The 19,399-nt window shown below is 34.5% G+C and carries 23 protein-coding genes and 1 pseudogene; 20 read left to right on the forward strand and 4 right to left on the reverse strand.

Translation table 11 applies throughout. The features are described 5' to 3' along the window. The 7 genes and pseudogenes from EZH24_RS15360 to EZH24_RS00430 form a co-directional block, all read left to right on the forward strand. On the forward strand, window positions 1–145 hold a 145-nt coding region (locus EZH24_RS15360), incomplete at its 5' end, for a 4Fe-4S binding protein (protein ID WP_170310813.1). Between the two features lie 22 nt (window positions 146–167). Beyond that, entirely contained in the window at window positions 168–1,223 is a 1,056-nt protein-coding gene (gene vorB, locus EZH24_RS00405; protein WP_137997160.1) for a 3-methyl-2-oxobutanoate dehydrogenase subunit VorB, read from the forward strand. Further along, a complete protein-coding gene (locus tag EZH24_RS00410; RefSeq protein ID WP_137997161.1) occupies window positions 1,220–1,951 on the forward strand; it encodes a thiamine pyrophosphate-dependent enzyme in 732 nt (243 codons plus the stop codon). Before vorB ends, EZH24_RS00410 begins: the two co-directional genes overlap by 4 nt. Before the next feature lie 15 nt (window positions 1,952–1,966). Beyond that, the gene (locus tag EZH24_RS00415; protein ID WP_137997162.1) at window positions 1,967–2,521 is read left to right on the forward strand and encodes a 2-oxoacid:acceptor oxidoreductase family protein; all 555 of its coding nucleotides are present in this window, start codon (window positions 1,967–1,969) and stop codon (window positions 2,519–2,521) included. Window positions 2,522–2,930: 409 nt separating this feature from the next. Next, window positions 2,931–3,170 carry a hypothetical protein gene (locus tag EZH24_RS00420; RefSeq protein ID WP_137997163.1) on the forward strand — a complete coding sequence of 80 codons (240 nt, stop codon included), beginning with the start codon at window positions 2,931–2,933 and terminating at the stop codon, window positions 3,168–3,170. A 156-nt stretch (window positions 3,171–3,326) separates the two neighbouring features. Next, window positions 3,327–3,410, forward strand: a pseudogene (locus EZH24_RS15420) (hypothetical protein); the annotation flags it as partial. A gap of 131 nt (window positions 3,411–3,541) precedes the next feature. Further along, entirely contained in the window at window positions 3,542–4,300 is a 759-nt protein-coding gene (locus EZH24_RS00430) for an MBL fold metallo-hydrolase (RefSeq protein WP_137997164.1), read from the forward strand. A gap of 14 nt (window positions 4,301–4,314) precedes the next feature. Here EZH24_RS00430 and EZH24_RS00435 read toward each other — a convergent pair whose 3' ends face one another. From EZH24_RS00435 to EZH24_RS00450, 4 genes are all read right to left on the reverse strand, one after another. After that, window positions 4,315–5,382: a DUF3810 domain-containing protein gene (locus EZH24_RS00435; RefSeq protein ID WP_137997165.1), complete on the reverse strand. Its 1,068-nt coding sequence runs from the start codon at window positions 5,380–5,382 to the stop codon at window positions 4,315–4,317. A 75-nt stretch (window positions 5,383–5,457) separates the two neighbouring features. Then, window positions 5,458–6,264 carry a hypothetical protein gene (locus EZH24_RS00440; protein WP_137997166.1) on the reverse strand — a complete coding sequence of 269 codons (807 nt, stop codon included), beginning with the start codon at window positions 6,262–6,264 and terminating at the stop codon, window positions 5,458–5,460. 75 nt (window positions 6,265–6,339) lie between these two features. Continuing rightward, window positions 6,340–8,754 carry a GAF domain-containing sensor histidine kinase gene (locus tag EZH24_RS00445; protein WP_137997167.1) on the reverse strand — a complete coding sequence of 805 codons (2,415 nt, stop codon included), beginning with the start codon at window positions 8,752–8,754 and terminating at the stop codon, window positions 6,340–6,342. Between the two features lie 58 nt (window positions 8,755–8,812). Next, window positions 8,813–10,168, reverse strand: coding sequence for an alpha-amylase family glycosyl hydrolase (locus EZH24_RS00450; RefSeq protein ID WP_137997168.1), 1,356 nt, complete (start codon window positions 10,166–10,168; stop codon window positions 8,813–8,815). A gap of 389 nt (window positions 10,169–10,557) precedes the next feature. On the opposite strand from EZH24_RS00450, the gene rpsL reads away from it, so the two are divergent. From rpsL to rplP, 13 genes are all read left to right on the forward strand, one after another. Beyond that, the gene (gene rpsL / locus EZH24_RS00455; RefSeq protein ID WP_021959181.1) at window positions 10,558–10,932 is read left to right on the forward strand and encodes a 30S ribosomal protein S12; all 375 of its coding nucleotides are present in this window, start codon (window positions 10,558–10,560) and stop codon (window positions 10,930–10,932) included. 12 nt (window positions 10,933–10,944) lie between these two features. Further along, window positions 10,945–11,415, forward strand: a complete 471-nt coding sequence (rpsG, locus tag EZH24_RS00460; protein ID WP_137997169.1) for a 30S ribosomal protein S7 — start codon at window positions 10,945–10,947, stop codon at window positions 11,413–11,415. A 16-nt stretch (window positions 11,416–11,431) separates the two neighbouring features. After that, window positions 11,432–13,513 (forward strand): elongation factor G, encoded by a 2,082-nt coding sequence (gene fusA, locus EZH24_RS00465; RefSeq protein ID WP_137997170.1) that lies wholly within the window; start codon window positions 11,432–11,434, stop codon window positions 13,511–13,513. A 69-nt stretch (window positions 13,514–13,582) separates the two neighbouring features. Next, window positions 13,583–14,806: an elongation factor Tu gene (gene tuf / locus EZH24_RS00470; RefSeq protein ID WP_137997171.1), complete on the forward strand. Its 1,224-nt coding sequence runs from the start codon at window positions 13,583–13,585 to the stop codon at window positions 14,804–14,806. Between the two features lie 78 nt (window positions 14,807–14,884). Then, window positions 14,885–15,190 carry a 30S ribosomal protein S10 gene (gene rpsJ / locus EZH24_RS00475; protein ID WP_137997172.1) on the forward strand — a complete coding sequence of 102 codons (306 nt, stop codon included), beginning with the start codon at window positions 14,885–14,887 and terminating at the stop codon, window positions 15,188–15,190. Between the two features lie 104 nt (window positions 15,191–15,294). After that, a complete protein-coding gene (rplC, locus tag EZH24_RS00480) occupies window positions 15,295–15,948 on the forward strand; it encodes a 50S ribosomal protein L3 (protein WP_137997173.1) in 654 nt (217 codons plus the stop codon). Window positions 15,949–15,977: 29 nt separating this feature from the next. Continuing rightward, on the forward strand, window positions 15,978–16,625 hold the full coding sequence (gene rplD / locus EZH24_RS00485) for a 50S ribosomal protein L4 (protein WP_137997174.1): 648 nt from the start codon (window positions 15,978–15,980) through the stop codon (window positions 16,623–16,625). Between the two features lie 11 nt (window positions 16,626–16,636). Continuing rightward, window positions 16,637–16,930, forward strand: a complete 294-nt coding sequence (gene rplW / locus EZH24_RS00490; protein ID WP_170310814.1) for a 50S ribosomal protein L23 — start codon at window positions 16,637–16,639, stop codon at window positions 16,928–16,930. 13 nt (window positions 16,931–16,943) lie between these two features. Beyond that, on the forward strand, window positions 16,944–17,780 hold the full coding sequence (rplB, locus tag EZH24_RS00495) for a 50S ribosomal protein L2 (RefSeq protein WP_137997176.1): 837 nt from the start codon (window positions 16,944–16,946) through the stop codon (window positions 17,778–17,780). Continuing rightward, the gene (gene rpsS, locus EZH24_RS00500) at window positions 17,780–18,049 is read left to right on the forward strand and encodes a 30S ribosomal protein S19 (protein ID WP_137997177.1); all 270 of its coding nucleotides are present in this window, start codon (window positions 17,780–17,782) and stop codon (window positions 18,047–18,049) included. Before rplB ends, rpsS begins: the two co-directional genes overlap by 1 nt. A 12-nt stretch (window positions 18,050–18,061) precedes the next feature. Next, window positions 18,062–18,466, forward strand: coding sequence for a large ribosomal subunit protein uL22 (locus EZH24_RS00505; protein WP_137997178.1), 405 nt, complete (start codon window positions 18,062–18,064; stop codon window positions 18,464–18,466). 1 nt (window position 18,467) lies between these two features. Then, entirely contained in the window at window positions 18,468–19,205 is a 738-nt protein-coding gene (gene rpsC, locus EZH24_RS00510; protein ID WP_137997179.1) for a 30S ribosomal protein S3, read from the forward strand. Then, window positions 19,205–19,399, forward strand: a 195-nt coding sequence (gene rplP, locus EZH24_RS00515) for a 50S ribosomal protein L16 (protein WP_137997180.1), incomplete at its 3' end; no start/stop codon positions are given. The genes rpsC and rplP, both read left to right, overlap by 1 nt.

Below are 19,399 nucleotides of genomic sequence, written 5' to 3' on the forward strand. Positions count from 1 at the left end.
ATATTTGGATAAAGATAGTATGAATTCTTGGGGATATTATCCAGCGTCCGTTACCGATATGGAAAAATGCATCGGATGCGCCAATTGCGCTATGATGTGTCCCGATTTATGCATAACGGTAGAAAGATTAGATAAAGATAAATAAGTAAATAAAAGGAGAAAATAATATGGCTAAAAAATTAATGAAAGGAAACGAAGCAATGGCTACCGCTGCAATAGAGGCGGGATGTCGATGTTTTTTCGGTTATCCCATAACTCCTCAAAACGAGATACCCGAATTTATGTCTAAAGCTATGTTTGAATCTGGAGGTTATTTCGTTCAAGCGGAGAGCGAACTTGCGGCGATTAATATGGTTTACGGAGCTGGCGGAGCGGGAGCGAGAGCTATGACTTCTTCGTCTTCTCCTGGAGTAGCTTTGAAACAGGAAGGAATATCGTATCTTGCGGGAGCGGAAATTCCAGCCGTTATACTTAATGTTATGCGAGGCGGACCTGGACTCGGAGGAATACAACCTTCTCAAAGCGATTATAATATGATGACTAAAGGCGGAGGAGACGGCGATTATAATTGCCCCGTGCTTGCCCCTTCAAATTTGCAAGAAGCGAGCGATATGGTTATGGAAGCTTTCGATTTAGCGGATTATTATAGAACGCCCGTTTATGTAGCGGCTGACGGTTTTATTGGGCAGATGATGGAGCCAGTCGAAATAATTTATAAACCAAAATACGAAATCAAAGAAAAAATTTGGGCTACGAACGGAACGAGAGGAAAGAGAGAAAAAAATATAATCAATTCTCTATATTTGGACGCCGAATTATTATATAAACATAATTTGCATTTGCAAGAAAAATATAAAGAGATTAAAGAAAAAGAAGCGAGAGCTGAAAAATATTTTACGGAAGACGCAGATATTATATTGGTTTCTTACGGAACTATGTCGAGAGTTTGCAGAAGCGTGGTTGACGCTTTTAGAAAAGAAAATAAAAAAGTCGGTATGATAAGACCTATGACTTTGTGGCCCTTCCCAGAAAAAGAATTTAAAAATAATAATTGCAAAATGTATATAAGCGTTGAAATGAGTATGGGACAGATGGTTGACGATGTAAAATTGGCATGCGAATGCAAAGTTCCCGTCAAATTTTTCGGAAAAGCGGGAGGAGTAGTTCCAACTTCGCATGAAATAACGGATGCTATAAAAGAATTTGCGGGAGGAATTTTATGATAGTTTTTGAAAAATCAAAAGGTTTGACTAACGACAGAACGCATTATTGTCCCGGTTGTATGCATGGAACTTCGCAAAGAATAATAGCCGAATGTTTGGAAGAGCTTAATGTTTTGGATAGAGCGGTTGGAATAGCTTCGGTAGGATGCAGCGTTTTGGCTTATAAATATTTTAATTGCGATATGCAGCAAGCGGCACATGGCAGAGCGCCAGCGGTTGCTACTGGAATAAAAAGAGCCGTTTCCGATTCGGTAGTGTTTACTCTTCAAGGAGACGGAGATTTGGCGGCTATAGGAACTGCGGAAATAATTCATGCGGCTGCAAGAAGCGAAAATATAACGGTAATATTTTTGAATAACGCAATTTACGGAATGACGGGCGGACAGATGGCGCCAACGACTTTGGAAGGACAGAAAACCACTACAACTCAAGCGGGAAGAGATTTTCACAGAGCGGGAAAACCGATTAGAGTATGCGAAATGCTTGCGACAATAGAAGGAGCTACATTCGTTGAAAGAGTCACTTTGGATACTCCAGCGAATATTAGAAAAGCTAAAATGGCGACTAAAAAGGCTTTTGAAAATCAAATTGCGGGAAAAGGTTTTTCAATGGTGGAAATGCTTACAAGCTGCACGACAAATTGGGGAATATCTCCAACGGAATCGCATAAATGGATAAGAGAATATTTGATTCCTCATTATCCTGTTGGAAATTTTAGAGAAGATTAATTTAAGGAGCAATTTATGAAAACTGAAAGAATTATTTTTGCGGGTTTTGGCGGACAGGGAGTTATGTCAATGGGACAGATGCTCGCTTATGCGGGAATGATAGAAAATAAACATGTAACTTGGTGTCCTTCATACGGTCCCGAAATGAGAGGAGGAACGGCAAACTGTTCTGTGGTTATAAGCGATGAATTGGTAGGCTCTCCTTTAATATCGCATGACGCGACTGCGGCGGTTATAATGAATCTTCCTTCTTTGACGAAATTTGAAAAAGATATTTTACCCGGCGGGGTTCTTTTAATAAACTCTTCTCTTATCGAAAAAAAATCTTCGAGAGACGATATAAAAGTAGCTTATGTTGAAGCAAATAAAATAGCGGGCGATTTGGGAAATTCGAGAGCGGCAAATATGGTTATGCTCGGCGCTTTGCTTTCTTTGGATAATATAGTTTCGTTCGACAGCGTTCAGCAGGCTTTCTTAAAAGTATTCGGCGAAAGAAAAAAAGAATTTTTACCAAACAACGAGAAGGCTTTGAATGCGGGAGCGGAATCGGTGAAAGGTTTGGTTTCTTAAATTATTGTTATAATTATAAAATATTATTTTAAGAATTATGATATATGGAACAACCAAAATTTTATAATACAGAATAAGATTTAATTAAATGGCTTAAATATGACTTAAAAGAAATAGATAATACCAAAAATACTTTAAAAAAGATAATAAAGATTATATAATTTGCAAATATAGAATTAATGCAAGACATTGTATTTTTAATTATGATTTTAAAGTTTTTGATATAATTTTTAAACAAGAAGTTAACTTTTTTAATTCAAAATTTCATAAAAATATAGAATTTAGAGGAAATATTGACAATAAAATAAAATTTAATTATTCTTTTATTCAAAAGAATTTAGTTATAAATTGTAATACGGTTAAGAATATTATTTTTTATAATATATCATTTGATAATTCAAAATCTTTATTGTCAATTACGAATATTATAAACAAAATTAAATCTATAAGCTTTAAAAATATTGTTGTAGGCGGGATTATAAATATACAAAATGTAAAAGTAGATACAGTTGATTTTAAAAGTTCTGTTATTAATGGCGGATTAGTTAATCCTGTAAACTTTGAAGTTGATAAATTCGCAAATAGAGAAAGTGCATTATTTTTGAAAAACGAGGTTTATGCAAGAGATAATATTATAGATGCATTGTAATATAAAGCCAAAGAAATAGATTTGCATAGAAAAAATCTAAAAAAAGAATTATTAGAAGAAAAAATTATAAAAAATTTGGAGATATAATATCCTTTGAATTAAGTTATTTGTATAGCAATAATGTATTAAATTGGTTAAAATCATTTTTTAACGGCTGTAGCACTAATTTCTATGGCAAGTACAAGCGTATTCTGTATATATGGAGTTCATACGGATTGGATTAACTTCCTTAATTTTTAACTGTAATTTGGTGTCTTTTCTGTGTTGCGAACGGGAGGCGCTGTTTTTTAATATTGCCATAAAAATAAAATTAGTATAATCTAATAAATCAATAATTTAATTTTTGTAAATTTTAAAAATTAAGGAAAATAATGAAAATAACTTTTTTGGGAACGGGAACTTCGGATGGCGTGCCAATGATTGGATGCAAATGTCCCGTTTGTTTAAGCAAAGATAAAAGAGACAAAAGATTAAGAGCCTCGATTCTTATACGAGACAACGGCAAAAATTATGTAGTCGACACTTCGCTGGATTTTAGGGCGCAGATGCTTAAAGAAAAAGTGAGTAGACTCGAAGCGGTATTTTTCACTCATCAACATGCGGACCATACTTCTGGAATAGTCGATTTACGCTCTTTGAATTTTGCGATGAATCGTTCCATAGATTGCTACGGAAATAAAGAAACTATGGATATTTTAAGAGACAAATACGATTATTTTTTTAATCCCGTTCAAATGGGGGGCGGACTTCCTCAAGTCGTTTTTTATCATATAAATAAGTCGATGCAATTTGACGGAATAAAAGTTATTCCTATTCCTATAAAACATGGAGTTTTAAATATATTGGGCTACAGATTCAATAATTTCACTTATATAACGGACGCGAGTTTTATAAGCGAGGAGAGTTTCAAATTGATAGAAGGAACGGAGATTTTGGTTTTAAACGGATTGAGATATCGTCCTCATCATACGCATTTGTCTTTGCAGGAATCGGTAAATATTGCCGACAGAATCGGAGCTAAAGAAACTTACTTTACGCATATGACTCATGATGTTTTGCATAAAAATTTGGAAAGAGAATTGCCTAAAAATATGTTTCCCGCTTATGACGGACTTACGATAGAAATTTAATTTATACTTTTAATTTATATAATGTTTTTACTTCTATAATAATAAACTAAAAGCCGAACGACTCTCGAATAACTTTGCACGCCTTCTTTTTGACTATTCGCTTTCAAATACGCGTCATTAACATTTTTGCTTACTTTCGATAATTCGCCAGAATATCTTTTCCAAAATTCGCTATATTCTCTAATTTCTTTTTTAGTCTCATCGTTCAAATTATCTATCAAATGCCCGTAATTTTCGTCTCTGTTTAACTGCCCGAGCAAATATAATAACGCTTCAAAATCGCCCGAATATCTTATAAATAAATCTTCGCTTTTTGAACAAACCAAATAAGCTAAAAAATTCGCTTCGTCCTCGTAGGAAATTCCTATTTGATGCGACATTTCATGAGCGATTGTGAAAGGAAAAGAAATATAAGGAATCAAAATATTAACATTCGATTCAAAAGTGAAAGGATTATAAATTCCAAGTATTTGCAAATATAAAAAAAGTTTTGAGGATTTTATCGGTTTCGTTCTTACATAATGCATATTCAAAAAATCAAATTCTTCGAATATATTTTTATAATCCTCTTCGACCATTCTATTCAAAGCCTGAAAATTGGTGTTTATATTTTGATATTTCATTTGGCTTTTCAAATTATTAATGTCTTTTATCAAATACTCGGCAAGCGAATAAATATCTTCGTTGTCAATTTCTCTCTCCATATAATCCGAATAATTTTCCGTAAGAGGAATTCTATAATAATTTAATCCCCAAAACGACATAAATATTATATACAAAATCACGGCGGTGCAAACTATAGCGTATAAAAAATTAAATAGAATTTTTAATTTCTCTTTTTCCGTTATTAAATTTTTTACGGTAAAAGCTATAAACAATATCAAAAGAATTATAAATATAACGAGTAAAATTTCGCCCAAAGAAAAACTAAATTTGCCCGATATTTTATTTAAACTTCCCGCCAAACCTTTGTAAAAAAATCTCGAATAAACATTTTCGATTAAACTTTTCGATAGAGCGGATAATCTTAAAATAATCGCTATAAAAATTATGCATGCAAGAAATATTAATTTATTTTTCATTGTAGTATTATACTTAATTGAAAGTTTTTGTCAAAGCGAATTTATTTTTAGAATTATTTTTTTATTAAAGAAATTTTATTTTTTCATCGCTTTTAAGTCCGTGTCTAATTTCTTTTTCCAAAGGTCGTAAATCTTTTTTTGTTCTTCCGCTTCTTCGACTTCGTTCAAATAAACATATATTCTTCTTAAAGTTCCCGTTAGATTGAGAGCCATTTTCATGTCGTCTGGACGTCTGTCTTGCAATTCGTATTTCGTTCTGTATTGTTCGGCGGATGCGGATATTAAAGATTTTGCGAGATTCATTAATTTTACTCTATAAATATAACCTTCAATTTCGGGGCTTAATTCTTTTATATAACTTTTGAAGTCTATTATATTTTTTGAAAGCAAAGCCAATCTTCCTTCTATCTCGATAAAATTCTGAAGCCATTTTGAATTTTCGCCGTAGCAGAATTTGAAATAATCTATAACATAACCGAAAGAGCAAATAAATTTATATCGCCATTCGTCCGAGAATTTATCTTTCAAATATTCATGCACTTCGTCATTTAAAGATAAAGAATCGTCTCCGTAATCTCCCAAAGCCTCTTCCAACAACATTATCGCCTTATTGATAAGTCTCCTTCCATCGTTTAATTGATTTTCGATTCTAATATCCAAATGTTCGATAGATATATAGCAAATCGTGGCGACAAACGAAGACGCTTTTATATACAAAACCGCCAAATCTATTTTCTTTTTAGCCGCTTCAAAATTATCTTCCGTGGAGGTTAATTCTTTTTCCAATTTGTCAATTTCGACTTCGACTGAATGAAGCAGTTCTTTATATTTGTTTTGCATTCTGTTGCATTCGGCTTTTGCCGCTTCGCTTATTTTTGCCATTATTATTCCCCCATTAAAATTTATCGGAAAAATTTATTGGAAAATGAAATTTAAATATTCGTTTATATTTATTATTTAACCGTTTAATTCCACGGGCATAGTGATGATAAACGCCGTTGATTTGAAACTTCCGTTTACGCTTTTAACCGCTATGCTTCCGCCATGAGCTTCGACTATTCTTTTTGATACGGCGAGTCCTATTCCGATTCCATGACTTTTTGTGGTGAAAAACGGCGTGAATAATTTTTTTATTACATCTTCTTCAATATAAGAATTGGTATTTTCCACTATTACATCAATCATAGATTCTCTGTAAGAATTGTCGGAAAATGTAGCGCTTATTATCGCGTCTTTTTCGTCTTCTATCGCGTCAATAGCGTTTATGATTAAATTGATTATTACATCGTTCATTCTGTTATAATCCCACCTTACGCTAATTTCTTTAGTCGCATTAACCGCGTAGAATTTTATTTTTTTACCGCTTTTCTTTATATATTCTTTAGCCAATATATTTATGTATTTTACCATATCGTCAACTTTAAATGTTTCGGGAACTAAATTGATGCTTTTTGCGAAAGTTAAATTTCTTTGAATATAATTTTCCAATTTATTAATTTCTTCGACTATAATTTTCGCATATTCGCTCGTTTTTTCGTCCGAACTTACTTTTACGAGTCGGTTTGCAAATCCCGATATTGGAACTACGAAATTTCTTAAATTATGAGCCATAGAAGAACTCATCTCTCCTATCATAGCCAAACTTTTAATATCGAATAAACTTTTTTGAGCCGCTTTCAAATCGTTATGACTCTTTTCTATTTCGTTGTATAAATAAGAATATTCCAAAGCGACCGCCGCCTGACGCCCGAACATTTTTAAGTATTCCAAATCGTCATCCGTTATCGGAACATTATTGTATATATTGTCTACGACCATCATTCCCATACAATTATTAGCGTCCATTATTGGAATTATCGCAAAAGGATTATAACCGAATATGTCGGTATAACTTCTTATCTGTTCAGCCCATTTGTCGTCTACGGATTTTACATTTACGCTTTCTTTATTTTCAAATATATAAGAAAATAATTGACATTTTTCGTTGTTTGGAATAACCGTGTTTAAGAATTTTTGATTCAAATCCCATGAGCCTTCTAAATCGCTTCTTTCAAAAGAGAGCATAAGTTTTTCTCTCAAACCGTATTTGTCCATCGTTTTCATTTTATTCCAAATATTTCCCGCATCGCTTGCGTCTTTCGGAGCTATGCACATTCTTCCTCTGAAAACATTAAATTCTTTATCGTATAAAAAAGCGAAAGCTCTATTGAAAGCGAAAACATCTCCGATAGTCGCTATCGTAAGTAGAATAAATAAAATGTCTTCCGTTTTCGACCTTTCTAATAATATGTTGCTTATGTCGTATAAAGCGCTTAAACGATTCATGTTTCTCGTATTTTTTTCGTTAGCCTTATTCAATTCTTCGTTTATTCTATTTAATTCAACCGTATTGTAATATTCCGACATTCTGCTCGATATATTCGCTAAAAGCGGTTTAAATAAATTCAAATCTTCTTTGTCGAAATCTCCCAAAGGATTCACGGCGTCCTTTATTTTGTCTATAACCGCAATATATCCTATGCAATCGTTTCTTATTGAAATTCGATTAAATAAAATGGAACGATTTATAACATTCTTAAAATTTTCTCCGTCCTCATGTTTTTCTACATTATTTACATAACCGACTTCCTTATCCAAATATTTATGCTCGTATTCTTTTTTCTCAAAAATCGAATAATCGAAATGATTGTCGAAACCGTAGGATGAAATCGTTTCAAAATTGTAGCCTTCGTATCTTAATCTTATAAAAGTTTTGCTTGCGCTGAATATATTCGCAATATCCGAAGCCAAATCTTTTAAGTTGCTTTCAAATTTATCAATATCGCTTAATTTCAAATATAATTCTCTAAGTAATTTTAATTGTTTTTCTTTTTCCTTATAAGTTACATTTTGCAATACATTGCTTACATATACGGCGAAATGTCCGATAAAATTTGTAAGTTCTTCTTTTACGCTTTTATAATATTCCGTTTTATCTTCTTTATTTCTGAAAACTATGATTCCTATAGGATTTTGACTCGTATGAATCGGTAGCGCTAATAAAGTTTGATAATCTGAAAATACTTCGACATTCGCAATATTTATATTTTTCCCTATATATTCTTTTCCGTTATATAAAATTTCTTGAGCATTATTCATAGTTATTGGAAAATCCACTTTGCATACATAATATCTGTCGATTCCGTAAACGCCTCGCAATATCAAATATTCGCCTTTTGGAAAATAAACTTCTCCGCAATCGAAATTATAATACTTGCATATTTTTTCCAAAAACAAATCGACAACAATATCTATTTCGTTTGTATTTTCGGCAAAGAGCAAACCTTTAGACAAATTGGTAAAAAAAATTTCTATAGATTTTGTATTTTCCATATAACTACCTTAATTTATTTTGAATTTATTTTAAAATTTATTTCGCATTTATAAAATATCAAACTCTAAAAATCTTTAATTGGTAAGGCGCTATTTCAATAGTTTCTTTTATATCTATTATATTATCGAATGAAATATCTTCTTTTATATCAAATTTTTTGGCGTCAAATTCTTCCTTTTTGTCCGTTGTATTAACCACTATAAAAACCATGTCCTTTTCGTCCAAACTATATTTATAAAATTTTTTAATAGGATTTTTTATTTCTTCAATTTCTTCTTTATTTTCTTCGGAATTATTGTCGTTGTTGTCGTTATTTGCGTTTTTTAATTCTTCTTCTTTTTTCTTTTTTTCAATATTTTCCAAAACATCCAAAGAAACTATTTTTCCGCAATTTGAAAGTATAGGATTTTTTTTAATATAATTTCCCATATCTTTTATGAATTCGCTTATATCGAAATTTATTTTTTCAAAGTCTTTTTCGTTTCCGCCGACAACATTGCATCTTTTATAAAATCCGTATTCGTCTCCGAGAGTTATCATCCACATATCGCAGACGATTGCCGTAAATAAAAAAGTTTGTTTCAATTTCCAAATATTGCCTTTATATTCCGTTATGAGTCTTTCCGTATCATGATTGCTTGGGAAGGCTATTTGTTTGCAATTTTCTCTCGCCGTGTCGTATTGTTCTATAAACCATTCGCTTTCGTAATCCCACCATTTCGCGCTGCTTGCCACATAATCGAATCCCGCTTTTATCAAATCTTTTGTGTCCTCCAAAGAACATCCCAAACTTTCCGCAAAAAATATGATTTCTTTATTTTCTTTTTTCGCTTCGCTTATTAAATATTTCCATAATTCTTTATTGACTTTATAAGCCGCATCGCATCTGAAACCAGAAAATCCCAATTCCAAATTATGTTTAATAAGTTCTCTCCAATAATTCCAAATAGGATTTTCTATCTCTTCGTTATTTTCGTTTAGAATTGTTTTTTCGTTATTGAAAGAAGCCAAATCTCCCCATTCAATCCATTTGCCGTTATCCCAAGCGCCGGGCGAAACGAGTTGTCCGTCTTTTAATTTATACCAATCGAAATGTTCTTCCACTAAATTGCAATCTTTTGAAGAATGATTTATAACCAAATCTATCATTAATTTTATATTATTTTTTTTGCAATATCGCGTAAAATCTTTTATCTCTTTTTCCGCTTCGATTCTTTCGGGGCTTGTAAAGAATGCGGGATTATATTTGTAATAATCTTTTGTAGCGTATAAACTTCCGCTAAATCCTGGGTAAGTTATCGGGTTAATATAAACCCACTCGAAACCGATTTTTTTTATTCTGTCTATATGCGAATACCAATTTTGAATGTTTCCCAATAAAGGGACAAATAAATTATAACTTAAAATATTCATTATAAGTATTATATATTATAAATAAATAAAAAAACAGCCTATATTATTAGAATTATGTTTAATTGAACGCTTATTTATATGATTTTTATGGCTAAAAAGTTTAAAAAATTAAAAAAAGTGTTGACAAAATTTTTAAATATTGTATAATTTCATCACTTTCGTAAAAACGATTAAAGCGATTGGTATAAATATTAATTAATATCAACTGCTCGATATTAAATATATCGTTTCGTATTTAGGGATTAGCGATTTAAATGATAAAAGTTCCAATTATTTGGGCTTGACATAAATTAGTTTTTGTTATATAATTTTCGCTTATATAAAATAAAAATTAATTAATGTTATTAATAAAATAGAAAAATAAAAAAGGTTAAGAGGTTTTATATTGTATGCCTACAATTAATCAATTAATAAGGAAAGGGCGCAAGCGAATATTGAATAAGACAAAATCGCCAGCGTTAATGAAATGCCCTCAAAGAGAAGGCGTATGCACTCGCGTGACTACGACTACTCCTAAAAAACCTAATTCGGCAATGCGTAAAATAGCCCGCGTTAGAATAACGAACGGAATAGAAGTGACGGCTTATATTCCAGGTATAGACCATACTTTGCAAGAACATAACCGCGTTTTGATAAGAGGCGGAAGGGTTAAGGATTTGCCTGGATGTCGTTATCATATAGTTAGAGGTAGCAGAGAAGCTACGGGCGTTGAAAAGAGAATGAAGGCAAGAAGCAAATACGGAACTAAAAAACCTAAAGCTTAAACGGAGTAAATAATGGCAAGAAGAAGAAGAGCGCAAATAAGAAAAATTGAAGCCGACCCGATTTACGGAAGCGATACGATAAGTAAATTTATAAATAAACTTATGTATGACGGTAAAAAGAGCAAGGCTGAAAATATATTTTATAAAGCGATGGATTTGGTTAAAGATAAAACGGGCAAAGACGGACTTACGGCTTTTAACGAAGCTATAGGAAATATTAAACCTCGAGTAGAAGTAAAATCTAGAAGAGTCGGCGGTTCTACATATCAGGTTCCAGTTGATGTTCGTCCAGAAAGACAAAATTCATTGGCATTTAAATGGCTTATAAACGCTTCGAGAAAAAGGAGCGGGAAAAGTATGATTGAAAGATTATCGAATGAAATAGTTGACGCTATTGACGGTAAGGGTAAAGCGGTTGAACAAAAAGAAACCGTTCATAGAATGGCAGAAGGCAATAAGGCTTTCGCTCATTTTAGGTGGTAATATAGGAGAAAATTAAGTGGCAAGACAGATTTCTTTGGAAAATACGCGTAATATCGGTATTATGGCTCATATAGATGCGGGAAAAACCACTTTAAGCGAAAGAATATTATATTTTACGGGAAAAACTCATAAAATCGGCGAAGTGCATGAAGGCGCTGCGGAAATGGATTGGATGGAACAGGAGAGAGAAAGAGGAATTACTATCACATCTGCGGCAACCACATGTTTTTGGAATGGAAATCGTATTAATTTGATAGACACTCCGGGGCACGTTGACTTTACGGCAGAGGTTGAAAGGTCTTTAAGAGTTTTGGATAGTGCGGTTGGAGTTTTCTGTTCGGTTGGCGGAGTTCAGCCTCAAAGCGAAGCCGTTTGGAGACAAGCGAGCAATTATAAAATTCCAAGAGCGATTTTTGTAAATAAAATGGATAGAATTGGCGCTAATTTTTATTCCGTTTTGGAACAGACGAGAAATAGACTTAAAGCGAATAGTCATCCTGTCGTTATTCCTATAGGTTCTGAAAGCAATTTTGAAGGCGTTATTGATTTGGTAAAAATGAAAGAAGTGATTTGGACTTCGGAAGACGGCATAAAGATGGAAGAAAGAGATATTAGAGCCGAATTGAAAGAGGAAGCCGAAAAATATAGAAACGAATTATTGGAAGCTATAGTAGAATATGACGATGACGCTATGAATAAGTTTTTTGAAGGGGAAGAAATTGATATTCCTACTATAAAAAGACTCATAAGAACCGCGACTTTATCAGCTAACTTCTTCCCGATGTTTTGCGGAACCGCTTTCAAAAATAAAGGAATTCAAGTTTTGATAGACGCCGTTGTTGATTATTTGCCTTCTCCAATGGATAGAGGAGAGATTGAAGGAACGGATTTGGAAGGGCATGAAATAGTTAGAAAAAGTTCGGACGATGAAAAATTTAGCGCTTTGGCGTTTAAGATAATGACGGACCCTCATGTTGGAAAAATCGCGTTTTTTAGAGTTTATTCTGGCAAACTTGAAGCTGGTTCTTATGTTTATAATGCGACTAAAGGAAAAAGAGAGCGTATTGGAAGAATACTTCAAATGCATGCCAATAAAAGAGAAGAAATCGAAACGGTTTATTCGGGCGATATAGCCGCTGCGGTTGGATTAAAAGATACGACTACGGGAGACACTTTATGTCCAGAAAACGCTCCCATAATACTCGAAGCGATTAATTTTCCAGAACCCGTTATTAATGTCGCAATAGAACCTAAAACTAAAGGCGATAGAGATAAAATGTCAATCGCTTTATCGAGGCTTGCGGAAGAAGACCCTACTTTTAGAGTTAGTTTTGACGATGAAACGGGACAAACGATTATCGCTGGAATGGGAGAGTTGCATTTAGAGATAATATGCGATAGAATGAAGAGAGAATATAAGGTTGAAGCGAATGTCGGACGCCCTCAAGTTTCTTATAGAGAAGGAATCAAGAAAACGGTTGAAGTTCAAGGTAAATTTGTTCGTCAGTCGGGCGGTAAAGGACAATACGGCGATGTATGGTTGAGAGTGGGACCTAACGAAGCTAACGCTGGATTTAAATTTAATAACGAGATAGTCGGAGGAGTTGTTCCGAGAGAATATATACCCGCGGTTGAAAAAGGATGTTTGGAAGCTATGAATACGGGAGTTTTGGCAAATTATCCAATGCTTGATGTAATCGTTTCCGCTTTTGACGGTTCTTTTCACCCTGTGGATTCTTCCGAAATGGCATTTAAAATCGCCGCATCGATGGGTTTCAAAGAGGGTTGTAAAAAAGCGGACCCTTATTTGTTAGAGCCTATGATGAGCGTAGAGGTTATGACTCCCGAAGATTATATGGGAGATATTATAGGAGATTTGGCTTCAAGGAGAGGACAAGTTCATGGATTTACCGATAAATCGGGTTATAAATCCATAAACGCCACTGTGCCTCTTGCGGAAATGTTCGGTTATACGACAAGTATAAGAAATGTTTCGCAAGGAAGAGCGAGCTATACGATGCAGTTCTCTCATTATGAAGAAGTGCCTAAAAATGTAGCCGAAGAGATTATAGGCGCGAGAATGGGCAATAAAAGTTAATTAAGTAGCAAAAAAATTAAAATTAGAATAAATAAAAATCCTAAATAAAGGATAAATTGGAGGATAAAAATGGCAGGAACTTATGACGGTAAAAAAGTGCATGTAAATGTGGGAACAATAGGACACGTTGACCATGGTAAAACTACATTGACATCGGCAATAACGGCGGTATCATCCGCAATGTTTCCCGATACGGTTCAAAAAGTGGGTTACGATGCGGTTGCTAAAGCTTCCGAAAGTCAAGGTAGAAGAGACTCTACTAAAATTTTGACTATCGCGACTTCGCATGTAGAATACGAATCGGATAATAGGCATTATGCCCATGTGGATTGTCCTGGACACGCCGACTATATTAAAAACATGATAACGGGAGCGGCTCAAATGGACGGAGCTATACTCGTTGTATCGGCTGAAGACGGAGTTATGCCTCAAACTAAAGAGCATGTTCTTTTGTCAAGGCAAGTGGGCGTTAATTATATAGTCGTATTCTTAAATAAGTGCGATAAATTGGACGACCCAGAAATGGCTGAAATAGTGGAAGCGGAAGTTGTGGATGTTTTGGACCATTACGGTTTTGACGGAAGCAAGACTCCTATCATTAGAGGAAGCGCTATTAAGGCTATTCAAGCTATCGAAGCGGGAAAAAATCCAAGAGAAGACGCCGATTGTAAATGTATAATGGACCTTTTGAACGCTTTGGATACTTATATTCCAGACCCAGTTAGAGAAGTTGATAAAGATTTCTTAATGTCTATAGAAGATGTTTATTCGATTCCTGGAAGAGGAACTGTTGTTACGGGTAGAATTGAAAGAGGCAAAATCACTAAAGGAGACGAAGTTGAAATAGTAGGTTTGAGAGAGACTCAAAAAACTACTTGCACAGGCGTTGAAATGTTTAAGAAAGAAGTTGTCGGAATTGCTGGATATAATGTCGGTTGTCTTTTAAGAGGTATCGAAAGAAAAGCCGTTGAAAGAGGACAAGTATTGGCTAAACCTGGAACTATAACTCCGCATAAAAAATTTGAAGCGGAAGTTTATATTCTTAAAAAAGAAGAAGGCGGAAGGCATAGCGGTTTCGTAACTGGATATAGACCGCAAATGTATTTTAGAACTACGGATGTTACGGGGGTAATAAATTTGCCAGAAGGTTCTCAAATGATAATGCCGGGAGATAACGCTAATTTGACTATAGAATTAATTAGCCAAATCGCTATGGAAGAGAAACAAAGATTCGCCATAAGAGAAGGCGGTAAAACCGTAGGTAACGGCGTTGTAACAAAAATTTTGGAGTAAGGATTTAATAAGGGCGTAATATGAAAAATATAAATTATGCCCTTTATAATAAATGAGATTAAGCGAGTAATTCAAGCTATGAAAGAACAGAAAATACGAGTAAAACTAAAAGCTTTTGATATTGAGCTTATTGACCAATCGGCTCAATCCATAGTCGATAGCGTTAAGAAGACGGGAGCGAGAGTTTCGGGACCTATACCTTTACCTACAAGCATACGAAAGGTAACGGTTATAAGAAGCCCGCATGTTAATATTAAATCCAGAGAGCAGTTTGAGATGCGTATTTATAAGAGACTTATAGATATATTCGAGGTGACGCCTCAAACTACCGAATCTCTAAAAAAATTGGCGCTTCCAGCTGGGGTTGATGTTCAGCTAAAATAAAAAGTAAGCGCTTATTGAATATAAAAAGATAAAGTTTACTACGATTTATCTGTAATAGTTAGAATTTGTAATAGAGTAGTAAAATCATTATAGAGGATTCGCCGATGGTAGGAATAATTGGCAAAAAATTGGGCATGACTACGGTATTTGACGAAACGGGAAACGCTATAGCGGTAACCGTTGTGGAAGCCGGACCATGCACGGTGATGCAGATAAGAGATAATGAGAAAGACGGTTATAATGCTATTCAATTGGGTTATGAAGCCGTGAAAGAAAAGCATTTAAAGAAACCGCAAATAGGACAATTTAAAAAGATGAATTTAGAGCCTAAGAAATATTTGAAAGAATTTAGAATCGATAATATTAGTTTTTATTCCGTTGGACAAGAGCTTAAAGTCGATATATTTCAAACAGGCGATTTTATAGATGTTAGTTCTTTAAGCAAAGGACGAGGTTTTGCTGGAGTTATGAAAAGGCATAATTATGACGGTGGACCTATGAGTCACGGTTCTAATTTTAGAAGAAGGGCTGGTTCGATAGGTTGTAATAGTTATCCTTCGAGAGTATGGAAAGGAAAAGGTATGCCTGGGCATATGGGTAATGCGCTCACAACTATTCAGAATTTGAAAGTTATCGACATAAGACCAGAAGATAACTTGATTATGATAAAAGGCGCTATACCTGGAGCCGTTAATAGCATAGTAAAATTAACTTCGGCGGTTAAAAAACTTAACAAGAAAAAGAATTCTATGATATAATAGATGGATAAATTAAGCAGGATGAAAAGATGGAAGTAGTGATACTAAATGAAAACGGAGATAATGCGGGCAATTTGGAGATTGTCGATAAGATTTTTAAATCTGAAGTCAATAACAATCTCCTTTACGAGGCTATAAAGAACGAACTTGCAAACAAAAGGCAGGGAACTCATTCGACTAAAACTCGAGGCGAAGTTTCTGGAGGCGGTAAAAAACCTTGGAGACAGAAAGGAACTGGAAGAGCGAGAGCGGGTTCGTCAAGGTCGCCTATATGGGTAGGAGGAGGAAAAGTTCATACTCCTAAACCGAGAGATTATAGCTATAGATTGCCTAAAAAAGTTAAACAAAAGGCTTTGCTTTCCGTTTTATCTTTGAAATACGGCGCTAATGTTCTTAAAGTTTTTGAAGATTTTACTTTTGACGCTCCGAAAACTAAAAGAATGGCAAGTTTTATAAGCAAGGTTAAAGAGCCTAAAAGTAGAAAAGTGGCTTTTGTAGTCGGTAAAGACGAAGCTTTGGGAGATAATTATAATAAATTATTATTGTCGTTAAGAAATATTAAGGATTTGAAACTTGTAAACGCCGACAGTATGGCTATTCATCCTTTATATTATGCCGATGAAGTGTATTTTACGAAAACCGCTTTATCTAAATTAAACGATAGGATTAAGGGTTAAAAATTATGAGTATGTATTCGCTTTTGATTGAACCTATACTTACCGAAAAAAGTAATATTTTGAGAACCGAGCCGAGAGGAACGGAAAAGAGGTATTATGTATTTAAAGTAAGGCAGGACGCTAATAAATCGGAATTAATTAAAGCGGTTGAAAAAATATTTAATGTGCATCCGCTTGATTGTAAGATAATAAATGTTAAGCCTAAAAAGAAAAATCGTAGAATGAGCAAGCGAGGATATACTCGAAGCTATAAGAAAGCGATAATTGTTCTTGACGGTAAAGAGAAAATAGATATAGTAAAATAATTGAGGAATAACGATGGCTATTAAGAAATTTAAACCGACAACTCCAAGTTTGCGTTATCGAACGGTAGTTGATTTTTCGGATATTACCGCAAACGAGCCTTGTAAATCTTTGGTATCGGGCAAAAAGCGCATAAGCGGACGCGGTTCAAACGGTCGTATAACTATGCGTAGACGCGGAGGCGGACATAAAAAACTTTTTAGACTTATTGATTTTAGAAGAGATAAACATGATATAGAGGCTAAAGTGGTTTCGGTGGAATACGACCCTAATAGAAGCGCTCATATAGCTCTTTTAAACTATACGGACGGAGAGAAAAGATATATAATTTATCCTTTGGGGTTAAATATTGGAGATAAAGTTGTAAGCGGAGAGAACGCTAAAGTTAGAGTGGGATGCAGTTTGCCTTTGAGAAAAATTCCTTTGGGAACTATAATACATAATATAGAGTTAACTCCTGGCAAAGGCGGACAGTTGGTTAGAGCTGCTGGAGGCGGCGCTCAAATAACGGCAAAAAGCGGAGGTTATTGCGTAATAAGGCTTCGCTCGGGAGAAGAAAGAAGAATATTGGAAAATTGCTACGCTACTATAGGGCAGATAGGAAATTTGGACCATTTTAATACTACGGACGGAAAAGCGGGAACGACAAGACATAAAGGAAGAAGACCTAAAGTCAGAGGAGTCGTGATGAATCCTGTCGACCACCCGCATGGAGGAGGAGAAGGTAAGAGCGGACAGGGTAATCCTCATCCAGTTTCTCCTACGGGAATTCCAACCAAAGGATATAAAACGAGAAAGAAAAATAAATATTCGGATAGACTAATAATTAAGAGAAGAGGAGGTAAAAAATAATGTCTCGCTCTATTAAGAAAGGACCTTTTGTTGATAAGAATCTTTTTAAGAAAATACAAGCTGGGGATAATAAGCATCAGATAAAAACTTATAGCAGGGCTTCGACTATTATTCCCGAAATGATAGGATATACTATAAATGTGCATAATGGCAAAACTTTTGTTGCGGTTTATATACAAGAAAATATGATTGGGCATAAATTGGGAGAATTTGCTCCTACAAGGACATTTCGCTCTCATGCAGGCGCCGCTAAAGTTGGTAAAAAATAAGGATTTTAGATTATGGATTATAAAGTAAGAGTTCGTTATTTGCGTATAGGTCGCAGAAAAATTGCAAGATTGCTTCCTTTTATTAAAGGAGAATATGTTAATCATGCGATAGCTAATTTGACGGTTATGCCTCAAATGTCTTCGGTAGTTTTGAGAAAGGCGATAAAAAGCGGAATAGCAAACGCGATATTTCAATCGAGGAATATCAATCCCGATACTTTATGGGTTAAAACAGCTTTTGTAGATAAAGCGGCAATGTTGAAACGAATACGAGCCGCAAGTAGAGGAAGCGCCGACCCTATATTGAAGAGACTTTCTCATATTACTATAGTATTGAGTGACGATAAGAAACCCGAAAAGAAAAAAATAAAAGCTGTGGCTAAAAAAGAAGAAAGCCCAAAAGCGGCGGAGGTATAAAATGGGTCAAAAGGTTAGTCCTATAGGTTTAAGACTTGGAATAAATAAAACTTGGTCAAGTAGATGGTTTGAAGACAATAGAAGTTATGCGGATAGTTTGCATGAAGATTTGTCTATTAGACGATATATAAACGATTATTATTATAAAACTTTAAAAGAAGAGCATAAAAAAATTGGCGGTAAAAAAGACGCTTTCGACCCCGCAATATCAAATGTGGAGATAGTTCGATTTCCAGATAGAATAAATGTCTTTATAGCTACGGCAAGAGCTGGAATAGTTATAGGACCGAAAGGGCAGAGAGTGGAAATAGTTAAAAATGTTATACAAAAAATGGTAAAAAAGCCCGTTCAAGTTTCTATAAAAGAGATTAAAGAAGCCGAGTTGGACGCCACTTTAGCCGCTCAAAGTGTAGCTCGACAACTTGAAATGCGCGTGGCTTTTAGAAGAGCTATGAAAAGCGTTATAACTCAAGCTATGAAAAAAGGAGCTAAAGGTATTAAAGTTATGTGTTCGGGACGTTTGGCTGGAGCGGATATAGCGAGAACCGAGCAATATAAAAACGGTTCCGTGCCTTTGCATACTTTAAGGGCGAATATAGATTACGGAACGGCTGAAGCTACGACAACTTTCGGAATAATCGGCGTGAAAGTTTGGATTTATAAGGGCGAGATTCTTGATAAAAAAGAACAGAGACAAGATGACGCGGGCGAAGTTATCGGAGCTAAAGGAGATAGATAATGTTACAACCTTCAAGGACAAAATATCGTAAACAGCATAGAGGCAGAATGAAAGGCAACTCTAAAAGAGGAAGTAATTTAACTTTTGGAGATTACGGTTTAATGGCTTTGGAACCAGTATGGCTTACCGATAGGCAAATTGAAGCGGCTCGTATAGCGATTTCGAGGCATGTAAAAAGAGGCGGCAAAATGTGG

Source organism: Brachyspira catarrhinii, assembly GCF_005518285.1.
Classification (GTDB): domain Bacteria; phylum Spirochaetota; class Brachyspiria; order Brachyspirales; family Brachyspiraceae; genus Brachyspira; species Brachyspira catarrhinii.

Coding starts and splice junctions, on each gene's coding strand:
- tuf (WP_137997171.1), top strand. CDS start 13,583: ATGGCAGGAACTTATGACGGTAAAAAAGTGCATGTAAATGTGGGAACA.
- rpsC (WP_137997179.1), top strand. CDS start 18,468: ATGGGTCAAAAGGTTAGTCCTATAGGTTTAAGACTTGGAATAAATAAA.
- EZH24_RS00430 (WP_137997164.1), top strand. CDS start 3,542: ATGAAAATAACTTTTTTGGGAACGGGAACTTCGGATGGCGTGCCAATG.
- EZH24_RS00410 (WP_137997161.1), top strand. CDS start 1,220: ATGATAGTTTTTGAAAAATCAAAAGGTTTGACTAACGACAGAACGCAT.
- rplB (WP_137997176.1), top strand. CDS start 16,944: ATGGCTATTAAGAAATTTAAACCGACAACTCCAAGTTTGCGTTATCGA.
- EZH24_RS00450 (WP_137997168.1), bottom strand. CDS start 10,168: ATGAATATTTTAAGTTATAATTTATTTGTCCCTTTATTGGGAAACATT.
- rpsL (WP_021959181.1), top strand. CDS start 10,558: ATGCCTACAATTAATCAATTAATAAGGAAAGGGCGCAAGCGAATATTG.
- rpsJ (WP_137997172.1), top strand. CDS start 14,885: ATGAAAGAACAGAAAATACGAGTAAAACTAAAAGCTTTTGATATTGAG.
- vorB (WP_137997160.1), top strand. CDS start 168: ATGGCTAAAAAATTAATGAAAGGAAACGAAGCAATGGCTACCGCTGCA.
- rplC (WP_137997173.1), top strand. CDS start 15,295: ATGGTAGGAATAATTGGCAAAAAATTGGGCATGACTACGGTATTTGAC.
- EZH24_RS00415 (WP_137997162.1), top strand. CDS start 1,967: ATGAAAACTGAAAGAATTATTTTTGCGGGTTTTGGCGGACAGGGAGTT.
- EZH24_RS00445 (WP_137997167.1), bottom strand. CDS start 8,754: ATGGAAAATACAAAATCTATAGAAATTTTTTTTACCAATTTGTCTAAA.
- rpsS (WP_137997177.1), top strand. CDS start 17,780: ATGTCTCGCTCTATTAAGAAAGGACCTTTTGTTGATAAGAATCTTTTT.
- rpsG (WP_137997169.1), top strand. CDS start 10,945: ATGGCAAGAAGAAGAAGAGCGCAAATAAGAAAAATTGAAGCCGACCCG.
- EZH24_RS00435 (WP_137997165.1), bottom strand. CDS start 5,382: ATGAAAAATAAATTAATATTTCTTGCATGCATAATTTTTATAGCGATT.
- rplW (WP_170310814.1), top strand. CDS start 16,637: ATGTATTCGCTTTTGATTGAACCTATACTTACCGAAAAAAGTAATATT.
- EZH24_RS00440 (WP_137997166.1), bottom strand. CDS start 6,264: ATGGCAAAAATAAGCGAAGCGGCAAAAGCCGAATGCAACAGAATGCAA.
- EZH24_RS00505 (WP_137997178.1), top strand. CDS start 18,062: ATGGATTATAAAGTAAGAGTTCGTTATTTGCGTATAGGTCGCAGAAAA.
- rplD (WP_137997174.1), top strand. CDS start 15,978: ATGGAAGTAGTGATACTAAATGAAAACGGAGATAATGCGGGCAATTTG.